The 16,687-nt window shown below is 53.3% G+C and carries 16 protein-coding genes, 2 tRNA genes, 1 rRNA gene and 2 pseudogenes; 17 read left to right on the forward strand and 4 right to left on the reverse strand.

Annotated features, from left to right (window positions below):
- Positions 1-6: 6 nt before the first annotated feature.
- From rrf to J4617_RS21500, 3 genes are all read left to right on the forward strand, one after another.
- A 5S ribosomal RNA gene (rrf, locus tag J4617_RS21490) occupies positions 7-122 on the forward strand.
- Between the two features lie 54 nt (positions 123-176).
- A tRNA-Asp gene (locus tag J4617_RS21495) sits at positions 177-253 on the forward strand.
- Positions 254-261: 8 nt separating this feature from the next.
- Positions 262-337, forward strand: a tRNA-Trp gene (locus tag J4617_RS21500).
- Between the two features lie 101 nt (positions 338-438).
- Here the strand turns inward: J4617_RS21500 and hdfR are convergent.
- Entirely contained in the window at positions 439-1,287 is an 849-nt protein-coding gene (gene hdfR / locus J4617_RS21505; RefSeq protein WP_001541181.1) for an HTH-type transcriptional regulator HdfR, read from the reverse strand.
- Between the two features lie 106 nt (positions 1,288-1,393).
- Here hdfR and maoP point away from each other — a divergent pair, with 106 nt between their 5' ends.
- Positions 1,394-1,732: a macrodomain Ori organization protein MaoP gene (maoP, locus tag J4617_RS21510; protein WP_000840996.1), complete on the forward strand. Its 339-nt coding sequence runs from the start codon at positions 1,394-1,396 to the stop codon at positions 1,730-1,732.
- Between the two features lie 24 nt (positions 1,733-1,756).
- On the opposite strand, the gene J4617_RS21515 is transcribed toward maoP, so the two are convergent.
- Positions 1,757-3,277 carry a YifB family Mg chelatase-like AAA ATPase gene (locus J4617_RS21515; RefSeq protein WP_000050209.1) on the reverse strand — a complete coding sequence of 507 codons (1,521 nt, stop codon included), beginning with the start codon at positions 3,275-3,277 and terminating at the stop codon, positions 1,757-1,759.
- Between the two features lie 351 nt (positions 3,278-3,628).
- Here J4617_RS21515 and ilvL point away from each other — a divergent pair, with 351 nt between their 5' ends.
- The 9 genes from ilvL to J4617_RS21560 all read left to right on the forward strand — a co-directional run bounded on the left by ilvL (position 3,629) and on the right by J4617_RS21560 (position 11,216).
- Entirely contained in the window at positions 3,629-3,727 is a 99-nt protein-coding gene (gene ilvL / locus J4617_RS21520) for an ilv operon leader peptide (RefSeq protein WP_001311244.1), read from the forward strand.
- Positions 3,728-3,813: 86 nt separating this feature from the next.
- Positions 3,814-3,864, forward strand: coding sequence for a peptide IlvX (gene ilvX, locus J4617_RS21525; RefSeq protein WP_192930503.1), 51 nt, complete (start codon positions 3,814-3,816; stop codon positions 3,862-3,864).
- Positions 3,865-3,866: 2 nt separating this feature from the next.
- Entirely contained in the window at positions 3,867-5,513 is a 1,647-nt protein-coding gene (ilvG, locus tag J4617_RS21530) for an acetolactate synthase 2 catalytic subunit (protein WP_001012564.1), read from the forward strand.
- On the forward strand, positions 5,510-5,773 hold the full coding sequence (gene ilvM / locus J4617_RS21535; RefSeq protein WP_000983260.1) for an acetolactate synthase 2 small subunit: 264 nt from the start codon (positions 5,510-5,512) through the stop codon (positions 5,771-5,773). The genes ilvG and ilvM overlap by 4 nt, the downstream gene beginning before the upstream one ends.
- A gap of 17 nt (positions 5,774-5,790) precedes the next feature.
- Positions 5,791-6,720, forward strand: coding sequence for a branched-chain-amino-acid transaminase (gene ilvE, locus J4617_RS21540; RefSeq protein ID WP_000208532.1), 930 nt, complete (start codon positions 5,791-5,793; stop codon positions 6,718-6,720).
- A gap of 160 nt (positions 6,721-6,880) precedes the next feature.
- A complete protein-coding gene (gene ilvD, locus J4617_RS21545) occupies positions 6,881-8,731 on the forward strand; it encodes a dihydroxy-acid dehydratase (protein ID WP_001127429.1) in 1,851 nt (616 codons plus the stop codon).
- Positions 8,732-8,733: 2 nt separating this feature from the next.
- On the forward strand, positions 8,734-10,278 hold the full coding sequence (ilvA, locus tag J4617_RS21550) for a threonine ammonia-lyase, biosynthetic (RefSeq protein ID WP_001518457.1): 1,545 nt from the start codon (positions 8,734-8,736) through the stop codon (positions 10,276-10,278).
- 282 nt (positions 10,279-10,560) lie between these two features.
- Positions 10,561-10,878 (forward strand): type II toxin-antitoxin system RelE/ParE family toxin, encoded by a 318-nt coding sequence (locus tag J4617_RS21555; RefSeq protein WP_000535852.1) that lies wholly within the window; start codon positions 10,561-10,563, stop codon positions 10,876-10,878.
- Positions 10,875-11,216, forward strand: a complete 342-nt coding sequence (locus tag J4617_RS21560) for a helix-turn-helix domain-containing protein (RefSeq protein WP_000560822.1) — start codon at positions 10,875-10,877, stop codon at positions 11,214-11,216. The genes J4617_RS21555 and J4617_RS21560 overlap by 4 nt, the downstream gene beginning before the upstream one ends.
- A gap of 2 nt (positions 11,217-11,218) precedes the next feature.
- Here the strand turns inward: J4617_RS21560 and ilvY are convergent, their stop codons facing one another.
- Positions 11,219-12,106 carry an HTH-type transcriptional activator IlvY gene (ilvY, locus tag J4617_RS21565; RefSeq protein ID WP_000365798.1) on the reverse strand — a complete coding sequence of 296 codons (888 nt, stop codon included), beginning with the start codon at positions 12,104-12,106 and terminating at the stop codon, positions 11,219-11,221.
- Between the two features lie 163 nt (positions 12,107-12,269).
- Here ilvY and ilvC point away from each other — a divergent pair, with 163 nt between their 5' ends.
- On the forward strand, positions 12,270-13,745 hold the full coding sequence (gene ilvC, locus J4617_RS21570; protein ID WP_000024948.1) for a ketol-acid reductoisomerase: 1,476 nt from the start codon (positions 12,270-12,272) through the stop codon (positions 13,743-13,745).
- Between the two features lie 91 nt (positions 13,746-13,836).
- Here ilvC and ppiC read toward each other — a convergent pair whose 3' ends face one another.
- The gene (gene ppiC / locus J4617_RS21575) at positions 13,837-14,118 is read right to left on the reverse strand and encodes a peptidylprolyl isomerase PpiC (protein ID WP_001096806.1); all 282 of its coding nucleotides are present in this window, start codon (positions 14,116-14,118) and stop codon (positions 13,837-13,839) included.
- Positions 14,119-14,311: 193 nt separating this feature from the next.
- On the opposite strand from ppiC, the pseudogene J4617_RS23215 reads away from it, so the two are divergent.
- The 3 genes and pseudogenes from J4617_RS23215 to rep form a co-directional block, all read left to right on the forward strand.
- Positions 14,312-14,428 (forward strand): annotated as a pseudogene (locus J4617_RS23215) (Crp/Fnr family transcriptional regulator); the annotation flags it as partial.
- Positions 14,404-14,556: pseudogene (locus J4617_RS21580) on the forward strand (nicotinamide riboside transporter PnuC); the annotation flags it as partial. The pseudogenes J4617_RS23215 and J4617_RS21580, both read left to right, overlap by 25 nt.
- Before the next feature lie 99 nt (positions 14,557-14,655).
- Entirely contained in the window at positions 14,656-16,680 is a 2,025-nt protein-coding gene (gene rep, locus J4617_RS21585) for a DNA helicase Rep (RefSeq protein ID WP_001726999.1), read from the forward strand.
- Positions 16,681-16,687: the final 7 nt, after the last annotated feature.

The raw sequence follows: 16,687 nt of genomic DNA on the forward strand, positions 1-16,687 counted from the left end.
AATTTGCCTGGCGGCCGTAGCGCGGTGGTCCCACCTGACCCCATGCCGAACTCAGAAGTGAAACGCCGTAGCGCCGATGGTAGTGTGGGGTCTCCCCATGCGAGAGTAGGGAACTGCCAGGCATCAAATTAAGCAGTAAACTGATGTAAAAATCAGTGGTTGTAAAAGAATTCGGTGGAGCGGTAGTTCAGTTGGTTAGAATACCTGCCTGTCACGCAGGGGGTCGCGGGTTCGAGTCCCGTCCGTTCCGCCACCCTAATTAGGGGCGTAGTTCAATTGGTAGAGCACCGGTCTCCAAAACCGGGTGTTGGGAGTTCGAGTCTCTCCGCCCCTGCCAGAAATAATCCTTAGCAGATGCTAAGGATTTTTTTTTGCCTAAAATTACCTGATTATCTGATCAGGTAATCGTAAGTTCCCTTCTTTTTCTTTTCATCATTTTCATTGTTCATCCAGCACATCCGTTTTTAACAGATCGCAGATCAGCGAGTATTTATCGCTGTTTTGCAGCCAAATAGCGTATAGTGGCCGTGAAAGCGTTGCGCTGTCGGCAACGGTATGTAATCCGCCCTTTTCATTTGCCCAGTTTACAGGAAGCCAGCTACAGCCATTTAATGCGCTAAGCTGCTGTCGGGCGAGTTCGGCTGAGCTGGTTGTTAATACCGGCACTTCATCTGCTGCGATCAGCCCTGTTTCATGCTGTTGGAAGTCTGGTCCCCACTCCAGCCGCAGATAATTGAGTTCTGATTTCTTACGGGCAGGGCTGCTGCAATATAACGCCAAAGTGAAGTGCCCTAACAGCTGACTGCTGAACTCATCCATTTTGGGCGCTTCGGTAGTAATGAGGAGATCAAGCTGGCGTTCATGAAGTTGCTTCACAAGCGATTGCCGTTGAGCGATTCTGGCTTCGAACTGCAGGCCGCTTTGCGGCTCCTGTAGTTGGTACAGTCGCCCCAGCCAGGCGTTAAGCATACACTCCCATAAAGACGCGCTGGCGCCGATGGAAAACTCGTTATGGCGTGAGGTATGCGCCACCTCTTTACGTGCCGCCTGCCACGTATTCATCAGCGTTTCCGCATACGGTAAAAGTTTTTCGCCAGCCGTGGTTAAACGGATATTGTTTCTGTGCCGCGTAAAAAGGTTTACGCCCAGTTGATTCTCCAGTTGCCTGATACGAAAGCTCACCGCGGATTGCGTCAGGTAAAGTGCTTCTGCGGCCCGCCCGAAATGGCGTGTCCGGCTAACTTCCAGGAAAGTTTTTAACAATTCCGTATCCACTGTGCTCTCCACAAAATTATTTGTCGTTATGATTTAAATGTTTTGTTTTACACTCTGTCAAGCGTAACTAATACTCCGCGCCATAAATAGCTCAGACAAAGAATTAGGAGCGTGCAGGATGGCGGAAAGCTTTACGACGACTAATCGATATTTTGACAATAAACATTATCCACGTGGATTCTCTCGTCACGGTGATTTCACGATTAAAGAGGCACAACTGCTTGAGCGTCATGGTCATGCCTTTAATGATCTGGATCTTGGCAAGCGTGAGCCTGTGACTGAAGAAGAGAAGCTGTTTGTAGCGGTATGTCGCGGTGAACGCGAGCCGGTAACGGATGCAGAACGCGTCTGGTCCAAGTATATGACGCGTATCAAGCGTCCAAAACGCTTCCACACCTTGTCTGGCGGCAAGCCGCAAGTTGAAGGCGCAGAAGACTACACCGAAGCTGATGATTAATAAAAAGGGCGTAATGCCCTTTTTTTACGCCAGCAGCTTTTGCAAATGAATTAACAACCTGTCTATCGCCCGATAGCTTACCGCCTCCTGCAAATGCTGACGCGAGATCTGGTCAGCCAGTTCTATGTCGGCAATGGTTCTGGCCACTTTTAGTAAACGCTGCCAGGCGCGAATGGATAATCCAAGATGCACCAGCGTGTCTTCAAGCCAGCGGGCGTCATCGTGATGCAAAACACAGTATTTTTGGATTTCGCGACCCTCCAGACGCGCGTTTAACTTCTTCTGGCGTCGGTACTGCCGTTCATGGGCGGCGATGACCCGCTTTTTTACCGTAGCGCTGTTCTCACCCTTTGAGGCGTGTTGGCTAAGAATCCCGGGCGGAGGAAGCGGTATCTCAAGCGAAAGGTCAAAACGATCAAGAAACGGGCCTGACAACCTATTAAGGTAACGTAGTGTCTGTTCTGGCGTGCAGCGATTATGGTTTCCCTGATAATGTCCGGTCGGGCTGGGATTCATTGCGGCGATTAACTGGAACCTGGCAGGGTACGTTATTTTCGCTCTGGTACGGGATAAATGAATTTGACCGGATTCTATAGGTTCACGTAGCGCATCCAGTGTGCGTCGCTCAAATTCAGGCAATTCATCAAGGAACAAAATTCCGTTGTGCGCCAGCGATATCTCTCCCGGGGCGGGTATTGCGCCGCCGCCGACCATAGCAGTAAGTGAGGCGCTATGATGAGGTGAGCGAAAGGGGCGTTGCTGCCATCGTTTTTGTACCGTATCGGCATTAACCAGACTGAGGATCGCGGCGCTTTCCAACGCCTCTTCATTGCTTAATGGTGGAAGAATCCCGCTCAGTCGACTGGCCAGCATGGTTTTACCCGTACCCGGCGGGCCGATCAATAGCAGATTATGTCCCCCTGCCGCTGTAATCTCCAGGCCGCGTTTACCCTGCTCCTGACCGATCACATCGCGAAGATCGGCAGTTGCGGTAGGCGATGCCATATCCTGAGCTAAAGGTCTTTCCAGGGCGTGTTTCCCTTCCAGAAAGGCGCAGACGGTTTGTAGATGATCGGCGATAAAACAACCTTCTTTGCTGATAAGCCCAACCTCCGCCGCGTTCTCTGTTGCGACGATAATATTTCTGCCGGCCTTGATGGCTTCCGTTGCACTTGATATTGCGCCAGGAACGCCGCGTAATGCGCCTGTAAGCGCTAACTCACCCACCAGCTCATATGCCTCAAGATTCGACGCTGTAAGCTGCTCAGACGCGGCCAGAAGCGCAACAGCAATAGGCAGGTCATACCTTCCGCCCTCTTTCGGTAGATCGGCTGGAGCAAGGTTAATGGTTATTTTTTTAGCCGGAAATTCATATCCGCTATTAATAATCGCACTACGTACCCGGTCACGCGCCTCTTTTACCGTGGTTTCCGGTAGGCCAACCATGGTTAATCCCGGTAATCCATTACTGATATGCACCTCTATAGTGATAGGCGGCGCATTGACGCCAAGTGCGGCGCGGGTATGAACAATCGCCAGTGACATAATCCCTCCTGTTACGTGGATTATGCGGAATAGAAGAGAAAATCGAATTACTGACTTTTTGTTTTTTAGTAGCTGATTCCTGAATTTTGGCGTCATTTTCAGGTAAGAAACATCAAACTGGAAGAACGCTCGCAGAAGCGAAAAGAAGGAAAACAGGGTGTAGAGTGCGCCAAAAGGGGGAGGAAAACGTGAAAATTTTTCAGTTGCTAATTTTTCTTATAAAAAACAAAGCACTTTTAGGCATTCACCTGCATTATCTGAAACGTGGTTAAAAAAATATCTTGTGCTATTGGCAAAACCTATGGTAACTCTTTAGGTATTCCTTCGAACAAGATGCAAGAATAGACAAAAATGACAGCCCTTCTACGAGTGATTAGCCTGGTCGTGATTAGCGTGGTGGTGATTATTATCCCACCGTGCGGGGCTGCACTTGGACGAGGAAAGGCTTAGAAATCAAGCCTTAACGAACTAAGACCCCCGCACCGAAAGGTCCGGGGGTTTTTTTTGGCCTGAAAAACTTAAGCGAGGAGCAGAGCGTGAATAACAGCATAAAATTCTGTTTCTCAAGATTTACGACGGGGATGTAACTATGAACGGGGCACAGTGGGTGGTACATGCTTTGCGAGCGCAGGGGGTGAAAACCGTATTTGGTTATCCTGGCGGCGCAATTATGCCGGTTTACGACGCGTTGTATGACGGTGGTGTGGAGCATTTGTTGTGCCGACACGAGCAGGGTGCCGCAATGGCGGCAATCGGTTATGCCCGTTCTACCGGCAAAACCGGTGTTTGTATCGCCACTTCCGGCCCTGGCGCCACTAACCTGATCACTGGCCTGGCGGATGCGTTGTTAGATTCGGTCCCCGTCGTCGCGATCACGGGTCAGGTTTCTGCCCCGTTCATCGGCACTGATGCGTTCCAGGAGGTGGATGTGTTAGGCCTGTCGCTGGCCTGTACCAAACACAGCTTCCTGGTGCAGTCGCTGGCAGAGCTGCCTCGTATCATGGCGGAGGCTTTTGAAGTCGCCAACGCTGGCCGTCCTGGCCCGGTTCTGGTGGATATCCCGAAAGATATCCAGTTGGCCAGCGGTGAGCTGGAACCCTGGTTTACTACCGTTGATAACGAAGCGACCTTCCCGCAGGCTGATGTTGAACAGGCGCGCCAGATGCTGGAACAGGCGAAAAAACCCATGCTGTACGTCGGCGGTGGTGTTGGTATGGCGCAGGCAGTTCCGGCGCTGCGTAAATTTATCGCGGTAACGCAAATGCCAGTTACCTGCACGCTGAAAGGGCTGGGGGCTGTTGAAGCTGATTATCCGTACTATCTGGGCATGCTGGGAATGCACGGTACTAAAGCGGCTAATTTCGCGGTGCAAGAGTGTGATTTACTGATCGCAGTGGGTGCACGTTTTGATGACCGGGTGACCGGTAAGCTGAATACGTTTGCGCCGAACGCCAGCGTAATCCATATGGATATCGACCCGGCGGAAATGAACAAACTGCGTCAGGCACACGTCGCGTTGCAGGGCGATTTAAATTCGCTGTTGCCGGCATTACAGCAACCGCTGAAGATCGACGCATGGCGTCAGTCCTGTGCAGAGCTGCGCGCAGAACACGCCTGGCGCTATGACCATCCTGGCGAGACTATCTATGCGCCGTTGTTGTTGAAGCAATTGTCGGAACGCAAACCCGCAGACAGCGTGGTGACGACGGATGTGGGGCAGCATCAGATGTGGTCAGCCCAGCATATGACTTACACCCGCCCGGAGAACTTCATCACCTCCAGCGGTCTGGGGACGATGGGATTCGGCTTACCGGCGGCCGTTGGTGCGCAGGTAGCGCGACCGAATGATACCGTTATCTGTATCTCCGGTGACGGCTCCTTCATGATGAATGTTCAGGAGTTGGGCACCGTAAAACGCAAGCAGTTACCGTTGAAGATAGTCTTACTCGACAACCAGCGGTTAGGGATGGTTCGACAATGGCAGCAACTGTTTTTCCAGGAGCGATATAGCGAAACCACCCTGACCGATAACCCCGATTTCCTCATGCTGGCCAGCGCCTTCGGCATTCCAGGCCAGCACATTACTCGTAAAGACCAGGTTGAAGCGGCACTCGACACTATGTTGGCAAGCGAAGGGCCGTACCTGCTTCACGTCTCAATCGACGAACTTGAAAATGTCTGGCCGTTGGTGCCGCCTGGCGCCAGTAACTCTGAAATGCTGGAGAAATTATCATGATGCAACATCAGGTCAATGTATCGGCACGCTTTAATCCAGAAACCTTAGAACGTGTTTTACGCGTGGTGCGCCATCGTGGTTTTCAGGTGTGCTCCATGAATATGGAAGCCGCGACCGATGCGCAGAATATAAATATTGAATTGACCGTTGCCAGTCCCCGGTCGGTCGACTTACTGTTTAGTCAGTTAAGTAAACTGGTAGATGTTGCGCATGTCGCAATCTGCCAGAGCGCTGCCACATCACAACAAATCCGCGCCTGAGCGCAAAAGGAAGAAAAATGACGACGAAAAAAGCTGATTACATTTGGTTCAATGGCGAGATGGTGCGCTGGGAAGACGCGAAGGTTCACGTAATGTCTCACGCGCTGCACTACGGTACGTCGGTATTTGAAGGGATTCGGTGCTACGACTCTCACAAAGGCCCGGTAGTGTTTCGTCATCGTGAACATATGCAGCGCCTGCGCGACTCAGCAAAAATTTATCGTTTTCCGGTTTCCCAGAGTATTGATGAGCTGATGGAAGCCTGCCGCGAAGTGATCCGCAAAAACAACCTGACCAGCGCCTATATCCGTCCGTTGGTATTTGTCGGCGATGTCGGTATGGGCGTTAACCCGCCCCCGGGATACACCACTGACGTCATCATCGCCGCGTTCCCGTGGGGGGCATACCTGGGCGCCGAAGCGCTGGATCAGGGGATCGATGCGATGGTTTCTTCCTGGAATCGCGCTGCGCCGAACACCATTCCAACCGCTGCGAAAGCGGGCGGTAACTACCTCTCCTCACTGCTGGTGGGTAGCGAAGCGCGCCGCCACGGCTATCAGGAAGGCATCGCCCTGGATGTAAACGGCTATATCTCCGAAGGCGCAGGTGAAAACCTGTTTGAGGTAAAAGATGGCGTGCTGTTTACTCCGCCGTTTACCTCTTCCGCGCTGCCAGGCATTACTCGCGACGCGATTATCAAACTGGCGAAAGAGCTGGGTATTGAAGTGCGTGAGCAGGTGCTGTCCCGTGAATCGCTGTATCTGGCCGACGAAGTGTTTATGTCCGGAACCGCGGCAGAAATTACTCCGGTACGCAGCGTTGATGGTATCCAGGTAGGTGAAGGCCGTTGCGGCCCTGTTACCAAGCGTATTCAACAAGCCTTCTTTGGTCTCTTCACTGGAGAAACCGAGGATAAATGGGGCTGGTTGGATCCGGTAAATTCATAATAAATAAAATTAATATTTTCCCAAAATAATTTGCGTCACAGGAAGGCGGCAACGCAGCGAATCCCCAGAAGCTTACTGTAGTAAGTGACTGGGGTGAGTGAGGCAGCCAACGCACCTGTGGCGTGAAGTATGAAGGGAAAAGATGGGGAGTAAATAAAGCATGCCTAAGTACCGTTCCGCCACCACCACCCATGGTCGTAATATGGCGGGTGCCCGCGCGCTGTGGCGCGCCACCGGAATGACCGACAGTGATTTTGGCAAACCGATTATCGCCGTGGTGAACTCATTCACTCAGTTTGTGCCGGGTCACGTTCATCTGCGCGATCTCGGTAAGCTGGTCGCCGAACAGATTGAAGCTTCCGGCGGGGTGGCGAAAGAGTTCAACACTATTGCCGTGGATGACGGGATTGCCATGGGGCACGGGGGTATGCTCTATTCACTGCCGTCGCGCGAGCTGATCGCCGACTCCGTGGAGTACATGGTGAACGCTCACTGCGCTGACGCGATGGTGTGTATCTCCAACTGCGACAAAATCACCCCAGGGATGCTCATGGCCTCGCTGCGCCTGAATATTCCGGTGATCTTTGTCTCCGGCGGCCCGATGGAAGCCGGGAAAACCAAGCTTTCAGACAAAATTATCAAGCTGGATCTGGTTGATGCCATGATTCAGGGAGCGGACCCGAAAGTCTCTGACGATCAAAGTAACCAGGTTGAACGCTCCGCCTGTCCAACCTGCGGCTCCTGCTCCGGCATGTTTACCGCTAACTCCATGAATTGCCTGACCGAAGCACTGGGCCTGTCGCAGCCGGGCAACGGTTCGCTGCTGGCGACCCATGCTGACCGGAAGCAGTTGTTCCTCAATGCCGGTAAGCGGATTGTTGAACTGACTAAACGCTATTACGAGCAGGATGACGAAAGTGCACTGCCGCGTAACATCGCCAGCAAAGCCGCGTTTGAAAACGCCATGACGCTGGATATTGCGATGGGCGGTTCGACCAATACCGTTCTGCATCTGCTGGCGGCGGCGCAGGAAGCGGAAATCGACTTCACCATGAGTGATATCGACAAGCTGTCCCGCAAGGTGCCGCAGCTGTGTAAAGTGGCGCCAAGTACCCAGAAATACCATATGGAAGACGTTCACCGTGCCGGCGGTGTGCTGGGTATTTTAGGCGAGCTGGATCGCGCCGGGCTGCTGAACCGCAACGTGAAAAACGTATTAGGCCTGACGCTGCCGCAAACGCTGGAACAGTACGACATCACGGTTACGCAGGACGAAGCGGTTAAAAAAATGTTCCGTGCTGGCCCTGCCGGTATCCGTACTACCCAGGCGTTCTCTCAGGATTGTCGCTGGGATTCGCTGGATGACGACCGCGCAGCGGGTTGCATCCGCTCGCTGGAATATGCCTATAGCAAAGACGGCGGTCTGGCGGTGCTGTATGGCAACTTCGCCGAAAACGGCTGCATTGTGAAAACCGCAGGCGTGGATGACAGCATCCTTAAATTTACCGGCCCGGCTAAAGTGTATGAAAGCCAGGACGACGCGGTAGAGGCGATTCTCGGCGGCAAAGTAGTGGAAGGCGATGTAGTTGTGATCCGCTACGAAGGGCCGAAAGGCGGGCCGGGAATGCAGGAAATGCTCTATCCGACCAGTTTCCTGAAGTCGATGGGGCTGGGCAAAGCCTGCGCGCTCATCACCGATGGGCGTTTCTCCGGCGGTACTTCGGGTCTTTCCATCGGCCACGTCTCGCCGGAAGCGGCCAGCGGCGGCACTATTGCGCTGATTGAAGATGGCGACACTATTGCGATTGATATCCCGAACCGCAGCATTCAGTTGCAGTTGAGCGAGGCTGAAATCGCCGCACGCCGCGAGGCGCAGGAAGCTCGTGGCGACAAAGCCTGGACGCCTAAAAATCGTCAGCGTCAGGTTTCGTTTGCCCTGCGTGCCTACGCCAGCCTGGCGACCAGCGCCGATAAAGGCGCGGTGCGCGATAAATCGAAACTGGGAGGTTGATGATGGCGGAATCTCAACCACTGTCAGTCGCGCCGGAAGGGGCGGAGTATCTGCGCGCGGTGCTACGCGCGCCAGTATACGAAGCGGCGCAGGTGACGCCGCTGCAAAAAATGGAAAAGCTCTCGTCACGTCTGGATAACGTTATTCTCGTCAAACGCGAAGACCGGCAGCCGGTACATAGCTTTAAGCTGCGCGGCGCTTACGCGATGATGGCCGGATTGACCGAAGAACAAAAAGCCCACGGCGTGATTACCGCGTCGGCGGGCAATCATGCGCAGGGCGTGGCGTTCTCCTCCGCGCGGCTTGGCGTGAAGTCGCTGATCGTCATGCCAAAAGCAACGGCGGATATTAAAGTCGATGCGGTACGCGGTTTTGGCGGCGAAGTGCTGTTGCACGGCGCTAATTTTGATGAAGCGAAAGCGAAAGCTATTGAGCTGGCGCAGCAGCAGGGTTTTACCTGGGTGCCGCCGTTTGATCACCCAATGGTGATCGCCGGGCAGGGCACGCTGGCGCTGGAACTGCTTCAGCAGGATTCGCATCTCGATCGTGTCTTTGTGCCGGTTGGCGGCGGCGGCCTGGCGGCGGGCGTAGCGGTACTGATCAAACAATTGATGCCGCAAATCAAAGTGATTGCCGTCGAAGCGGAGGATTCCGCCTGCCTGAAAGCGGCGTTGGAAGCCGGTCATCCAGTGGATCTCCCGCGCGTTGGGTTATTTGCTGAAGGCGTGGCGGTAAAACGCATCGGCGACGAAACCTTCCGCCTGTGCCAGGAATATCTCGACGACATTATTACAGTCGATAGCGACGCTATCTGCGCGGCGATGAAAGATCTGTTTGAAGATGTGCGTGCGGTGGCGGAACCGTCCGGCGCGCTGGCGCTGGCGGGGATGAAAAAATATATCGCCCAGCACAATATTCGCGGCGAACGGCTGGCGCACGTCCTTTCCGGCGCCAACGTCAACTTCCACGGCTTGCGCTATGTGTCTGAACGCTGCGAGTTGGGGGAACAGCGCGAAGCGCTACTGGCGGTGACCATTCCGGAAGAAAAGGGGAGCTTCCTCAAATTCTGTCAGTTGCTTGGCGGGCGTATGGTCACCGAATTTAACTACCGTTTTGCCGACGCGAAAAATGCCTGTATTTTTGTCGGCGTACGCGTCAGTCAGGGGCTGGAGGAACGAAAAGAGATTATCACCCAACTGTGCGACGGCGGTTATAGCGTAGTGGATCTCTCCGACGATGAAATGGCGAAGCTGCATGTGCGCTATATGGTCGGCGGGCGCCCCTCCAAGCCATTACAGGAGCGTTTGTATAGTTTCGAATTTCCGGAGTCGCCCGGCGCGTTGCTCAAATTCCTGCATACGCTTGGCACGCACTGGAATATTTCGCTATTCCATTACCGTAGCCACGGTACCGATTATGGCCGCGTGCTGGCGGCGTTCGAGTTAGGCGATCATGAGCCGGATTTCGAAACCCGGCTGCATGAGCTGGGCTATGAATGCCATGATGAGAGCAATAACCCGGCGTTTCGGTTCTTTCTGGCGGGTTAATTCAGCGTCTAGTTTTTCAGGCCCACAAAGTAAAGTGGGCCTGATATCCAGATATGATCTTCCCTCAGTTATTGGGCTTTTCTGCCAGCCCGGAGCATCCACTCATTTAATTTTGCGAGACGTTTTCCAGAAGGCGCCCAATCTGCTTGTGGTGAAACTCGGCTCACCATATCGTTAGCACCGCTATCACTTGCATCTGCTAAAAACAATGTATAAAATTTTATACACAAGGATGTTATGTTACTCACCCGAGCTCTCTCCAATGAAAAAGAAATTCGATGGGTGGGATCTTCTCTGGAGGATCTCCTGGCTTTTCCCATAACGGTACGCAAAGCAGTCGGTTATCAGCTTCACAAAATTCAGTATGGAATTGAACCCGATGACTGGAAACCGTTTTCAGAAATTGGGGCTGGGGTAAATGAAATTCGGATTCGTGACAACAATGGTATCTATCGCGTTATGTATGTCGCTAAGTTTGAAGAAGCACTCTACGTTTTGCATAGTTTCCAAAAACAGACGCAACAAACCAGTCAGCACGATAAGAACATCGCCAGAACGCGTTATAACCGGGTGGTGCAACAACGGAGAAACAGCTTGTGATTGCCAAAACTGATAGTGATATTCGCCATGTGACGCCATCTGGCGGTAATGTTTTTGCTGATTTGGGGTTTGATAAGCAGGACGCAGAAAAGTTTTACGCTGATTCCCTGAGTGAAATCGAAAACACGTTAGCCATTAAAGAACAGCTCATGGAAGAAATTACCCTCTGGATTACGCGAAACCAGATGAAGCAAGCCGAGGTTGCTACAGTTTTGCATATATCCCGACCGCGCGTTTCGGATGTCGTCAACAAGAAATGCAGCAAATTCACCATTGATGCTCTGGTGAATATGCTTAGCCGTATTGGGAAGCCTGTTCGGGTAATGGTAGGGCCGTAAAACTAATTCGGTAAAATCTTCCAGAACGCATCAATCAGCGGCTCATGCAGCCGCTTTTTTTGCGCGCAGACGCCGAGTTCAAACGGCGTTTTTTCATCGCTGCGTTCTAAAATCATCACCCGGTTGCGCACTGGCTCCGGGCTGTTTTCCAGCACCACTTCCGGCAGCAGCGCCACGCCGCAGCCCAGCGCCACCATTGAGACCATCGCTTCGTGACCGCCGACGGTGGCGTAAATCTGCGGATTGCTGATTTTATGCCGGCGGAACCATAGCTCAATGCGACGGCGTACCGGCCCCTGGTCGGCCATGATAAACGGCACCGTCGACCAGTCTGGCTTGTCGACCGAAACCTGATTACGCACCGGGCAGGGCAGCGCCGGGGCGATCAGCACCACCGCCAGATTTTCCAGCATCGAAAACGCCACTGCGCCGGGCAGCGTTTCTGGTTTGCCGGCGATTGCCAGATCGGCCTCGCCGGTGACTACTTTTTCCATCGCATCGGCGGCGTCGCCGGTGGTGAGCTTAATTTCCACCGAGGGATGCTCGGCGCGAAAACGGTCGAGGATTGGCGGCAGGTGGCTGTATGCCGCGGTCACTGAACAGAAGATATGGAGTTCGCCGGAAAGGGACGGCCCCTGCTGATCGAGGGTATGGCGCAGCTGCTGGTACTGCAAAAGCGTCTGTTGGGCAAACACTCGCAGCTCTTCACCCGCTTCGGTCAGCGTGACCGTACGGTTATCGCGCACAAACAGCGGCTGGCCGAGGTCTTCTTCCAGCCGCTGAATCTGTCGGGAAAGGGTGGAAGGACTGACATGCATCGCCCGCGCGCTGCGGCCAAAATGGCGGCTTTCCGCCAGATGCAGGAAGGTTTTTAGATCGCGTAAATCCACAGACAGACCTCCGGTTTTTGACGTTGCATAAACCGCAACATAACGTTGTGAATATATCAATTTCCGCAATAAATTTCCTGTTGTAATGTGGGTTCATTCGCACAGATAGCAATCTGTAAACCGAACAATAAGCGCGACACACAACATCACGGAGTACACCATCATGGCTAACTACTTTAATACACTGAATCTGCGCCAGCAGCTGGCACAGCTGGGTAAATGCCGCTTTATGGGCCGCGACGAATTCGCCGACGGCGCGAGCTACCTTCAGGGTAAAAAAGTGGTCATCGTCGGCTGTGGCGCTCAGGGTCTGAACCAGGGCCTGAACATGCGTGACTCCGGTCTGGATATTTCCTACGCCCTGCGTAAAGAAGCCATTGCTGAAAAGCGTGCCTCCTGGCGTAAAGCGACCGAAAACGGCTTCAAAGTGGGTACCTACGAAGAGCTGATCCCGCAGGCGGATCTGGTGGTTAACCTGACGCCAGACAAACAGCACTCCGACGTGGTGCGCTCCGTACAGCCGCTGATGAAAGACGGCGCGGCGCTGGGCTATTCACACGGCTTCAACATCGTGGAAGTGGGCGAGCAGATCCGTAAAGACATCACCGTAGTGATGGTAGCGCCGAAGTGTCCGGGCACCGAAGTACGTGAAGAATACAAGCGTGGCTTCGGTGTGCCGACGCTGATCGCCGTTCACCCGGAAAACGATCCGCAAGGCGAAGGCATGGCGATTGCGAAAGCCTGGGCGGCGGCGACCGGCGGTCACCGTGCGGGCGTACTGGAGTCTTCTTTCGTGGCGGAAGTGAAATCCGACCTGATGGGCGAGCAGACCATCCTGTGCGGTATGCTGCAGGCCGGTTCTCTGCTGTGTTTCGACAAGCTGGTGGCAGAAGGCACCGACCCGGCTTATGCGGAAAAACTGATTCAGTTCGGCTGGGAAACCATCACCGAAGCGCTGAAGCAGGGCGGCATCACCCTGATGATGGACCGTCTGTCTAACCCGGCGAAACTGCGTGCTTACGCGCTGTCCGAACAGCTGAAAGAGATCATGGCGCCGCTGTTCCAGAAACACATGGATGACATCATCTCCGGCGAATTCTCTTCCGGCATGATGGCTGACTGGGCTAACGACGATAAGAAACTGCTGACCTGGCGTGAAGAGACCGGCAAAACCGCGTTCGAAACCGCGCCGCAGTATGAAGGCAAAATCGGCGAGCAGGAGTACTTTGATAAAGGCGTGCTGATGATCGCGATGGTGAAAGCGGGCGTTGAGCTGGCGTTCGAAACTATGGTGGATTCCGGCATCATCGAAGAATCCGCTTACTACGAATCACTGCACGAGCTGCCGCTGATCGCCAACACCATCGCCCGTAAGCGTCTGTACGAAATGAACGTGGTTATCTCTGATACCGCAGAATACGGTAACTACCTGTTCTCTTACGCTTGCGTACCGCTGCTGAAACCGTTTATGGCGGAATTGCAACCGGGCGATCTGGGTAGTGCTATCCCGGAAGGCGCGGTAGACAACGCACAGCTTCGCGACGTGAACGACGCGATTCGTAGTCATGCGATTGAGCAGGTAGGTAAGAAACTGCGCGGCTATATGACGGATATGAAGCGTATTGCGGTAGCGGGTTGATATACCTTGTCGGGGGGCGCTAGCGCTTACCCGACCTACAAAATCAAGCAGACGATGTAGGCCGGGTAAGGCGTAGCCGCCACCCGGCTTTTTATTTACGATACAATACCTTAATGATGTGGTAACCGAACTGGGTATGCAGCGGGCCGGTTGGCTCCAGTACCGGGCAGGAAAAGACTACTTTATCGAATGCCGGAACCATCTGGCCCTGACGAAATTCGCCTAAATGACCGCCTTTTTTACCGGATGGGCAGATAGAATGCTTCTTCGCCAGCTTCTCAAAATCGCCGCCGTTTTTAATTTGCTCCAGAAGATCTAAAGCCAGTTTCTCTTCTTTTACAAGGATATGCAGTGCTGCTGCCATTTTTGCCATTATTGTGTTCTCACGTCGCAAAGATTGGCCGTCACTTTATCACTCCTTAGGCCGTCAGACATATACTCTTCGCCATTACAGGACAGATGTCCCGCCTGATTTAATGAACCGGGAGATAAGCGGCATTTTTAGCAGGCGTATTTCGGATGTGCGGGACGGCGGTCCTGTCCTTTCTGACAAGGGGCGAGATACCATGAACATAATGAAAAACGCAGAATTTCCAGACGACTGGCTTTTAGGGCTACGCCAGGTCGTACGCGACCCAGTGCTCTATGAATTACTCAAATACTGCCCGTTGGAAATCATGCAGTACAGGGCGTTTATGCGATGTCGCTTGAGTATGTTCTGCTGACGGCGATCGCGTTAATGGGTTCTTTCAGTTGGATCAAGAGCGCACAGCGTAATGGCTATACGCCGCTTGCCGCCAGAGCCTGCTGATTGACCTTTTCCAGGCTGCCTGAAAAAGCAGCCTGGTCTTCTCTGGGCCTCGCTTTCTGCTACAATCCCTCCCCCGTTCGAAGATTGAGCACTATTCCCATGCGTTTAAATCCCGGCCAACAACACGCTGTCGAATTCGTCACCGGACCCTGCCTGGTGCTGGCAGGAGCGGGTTCTGGTAAAACTCGCGTAATTACCAATAAAATCGCCCACCTGATCCGCGGATGCGGCTATCAGGCCCGGCATATTGCGGCGGTGACGTTTACCAACAAGGCAGCGCGTGAGATGAAAGAACGCGTCGGGCAGACGCTCGGCCGTAAGGAAGCGCGCGGTTTGATGATCTCCACCTTTCATACGCTAGGGCTGGATATTATTAAGCGCGAGTACGCTGCGCTGGGGATGAAATCGAACTTTTCATTGTTTGACGATACCGACCAGGTCGCCTTGCTCAAAGAGCTGACCGAAGGCCTGATCGAAGACGATAAGGTTGTGTTGCAACAGCTGATCTCCACGATCTCCAACTGGAAAAACGATCTCAAAACGCCTGCGCAGGCAGCGGCGGGGGCGAAAGGCGAACGCGATCGTATTTTTGCCCACTGCTACGGGCTTTACGACGCCCATATGAAGGCATGTAACGTTCTCGATTTTGATGATTTGATTTTGCTGCCGACGCTGCTGTTGCAACGCAATGACGAGGTGCGCGAGCGCTGGCAGAATAAAATTCGTTATCTACTGGTGGATGAATATCAGGATACTAACACCAGCCAGTATGAGTTGGTTAAGCTGCTGGTCGGGCAACGCGCGCGCTTTACGGTCGTAGGCGATGACGATCAGTCTATCTACTCCTGGCGCGGGGCGCGTCCGCAAAACCTGGTGTTACTGAGCCAGGATTTTCCGGCGCTGCAGGTGATTAAGCTGGAGCAAAACTATCGTTCTTCGGGCCGCATCCTGAAAGCGGCAAATATTCTCATCGCCAACAATCCGCACGTCTTTGAAAAGCGCCTCTTTTCCGAACTCGGTTACGGCGCGGAACTCAAAGTGTTAAGCGCAAACAATGAAGAGCATGAAGCTGAGCGCGTTACCGGCGAACTGATTGCCCATCACTTTGTGAACAAGACCCAGTACAAGGATTACGCCATTCTGTATCGCGGAAATCATCAGTCGCGGGTATTTGAAAAATTCCTCATGCAGAACCGCATTCCGTACAAAATTTCCGGCGGCACCTCATTTTTCTCCCGTCCGGAGATTAAAGACCTGCTGGCCTACCTGCGGGTGTTGACCAACCCGGATGATGACAGCGCTTTCCTGCGCATCGTGAATACGCCAAAACGCGAAATCGGTCCGGCCACTCTGCAAAAGCTGGGTGAATGGGCAATGACGCGTAATAAGAGCCTGTTTACCGCCAGCTTTGATATGGGACTTAGCCAAAAGCTGACCGGACGTGGTTACGATTCATTGACGCGTTTTACCCACTGGCTGGGGGAAATCCAGCGTCTGGCCGAACGCGAGCCTGTCGCCGCTGTGCGCGATCTCATCCACGGTATTGACTATGAATCCTGGTTGTACGAAACCTCGCCGAGCCCCAAAGCGGCGGAAATGCGTATGAAAAACGTTAATCAGCTCTTTAGCTGGATGACTGAGATGCTGGAAGGCAACGAACTCGATGAGCCGATGACGCTGACCCAGGTGGTTACACGCTTTACGCTGCGCGATATGATGGAGCGTGGCGAGAGCGAAGAAGAGCTGGATCAGGTACAGTTGATGACGCTTCATGCATCGAAAGGACTGGAATTCCCGTATGTCTATATGGTGGGAATGGAAGAAGGATTTTTGCCGCATCAAAGCAGCATTGACGAAGACAATATTGAGGAAGAGCGTCGGCTGGCCTATGTCGGGATCACTCGCGCGCAGAAAGAGCTCACCTTTACATTATGTAAAGAGCGCCGTCAGTATGGGGAACTGGTGCGCCCGGAACCCAGCCGCTTCCTGTTAGAACTCCCGCAGGATGATTTAATCTGGGAGCAGGAGCGCAAAGTGGTAAGCGCTGAGGAGCGAATGCAAAAAGGGCAAAGTCACCTGGCTAATCTGAAAGCCATGATGGCGGCAAAGCGAGCGAAATCGTAGGCCGGAT

The sequence above is a fragment of the Salmonella sp. 32010601201800023SM genome (assembly GCF_017572235.1).
GTDB classification, from domain to species: Bacteria; Pseudomonadota; Gammaproteobacteria; order Enterobacterales; family Enterobacteriaceae; genus Salmonella; species Salmonella enterica.

Bases quoted from the DNA above. Each gene is read 5' to 3' on its own strand.
- ilvM (WP_000983260.1), top strand. From the start codon at position 5,510: ATGATGCAACATCAGGTCAATGTATCGGCACGCTTTAATCCAGAAACC.
- ilvC (WP_000024948.1), top strand. From the start codon at position 12,270: ATGGCTAACTACTTTAATACACTGAATCTGCGCCAGCAGCTGGCACAG.
- J4617_RS21515 (WP_000050209.1), bottom strand. From the start codon at position 3,277: ATGTCACTGGCGATTGTTCATACCCGCGCCGCACTTGGCGTCAATGCG.
- ilvE (WP_000208532.1), top strand. From the start codon at position 5,791: ATGACGACGAAAAAAGCTGATTACATTTGGTTCAATGGCGAGATGGTG.
- ilvA (WP_001518457.1), top strand. From the start codon at position 8,734: ATGGCGGAATCTCAACCACTGTCAGTCGCGCCGGAAGGGGCGGAGTAT.
- rep (WP_001726999.1), top strand. From the start codon at position 14,656: ATGCGTTTAAATCCCGGCCAACAACACGCTGTCGAATTCGTCACCGGA.
- ilvD (WP_001127429.1), top strand. From the start codon at position 6,881: ATGCCTAAGTACCGTTCCGCCACCACCACCCATGGTCGTAATATGGCG.
- ilvL (WP_001311244.1), top strand. From the start codon at position 3,629: ATGACAGCCCTTCTACGAGTGATTAGCCTGGTCGTGATTAGCGTGGTG.
- maoP (WP_000840996.1), top strand. From the start codon at position 1,394: ATGGCGGAAAGCTTTACGACGACTAATCGATATTTTGACAATAAACAT.
- ppiC (WP_001096806.1), bottom strand. From the start codon at position 14,118: ATGGCAAAAATGGCAGCAGCACTGCATATCCTTGTAAAAGAAGAGAAA.
- ilvG (WP_001012564.1), top strand. From the start codon at position 3,867: ATGAACGGGGCACAGTGGGTGGTACATGCTTTGCGAGCGCAGGGGGTG.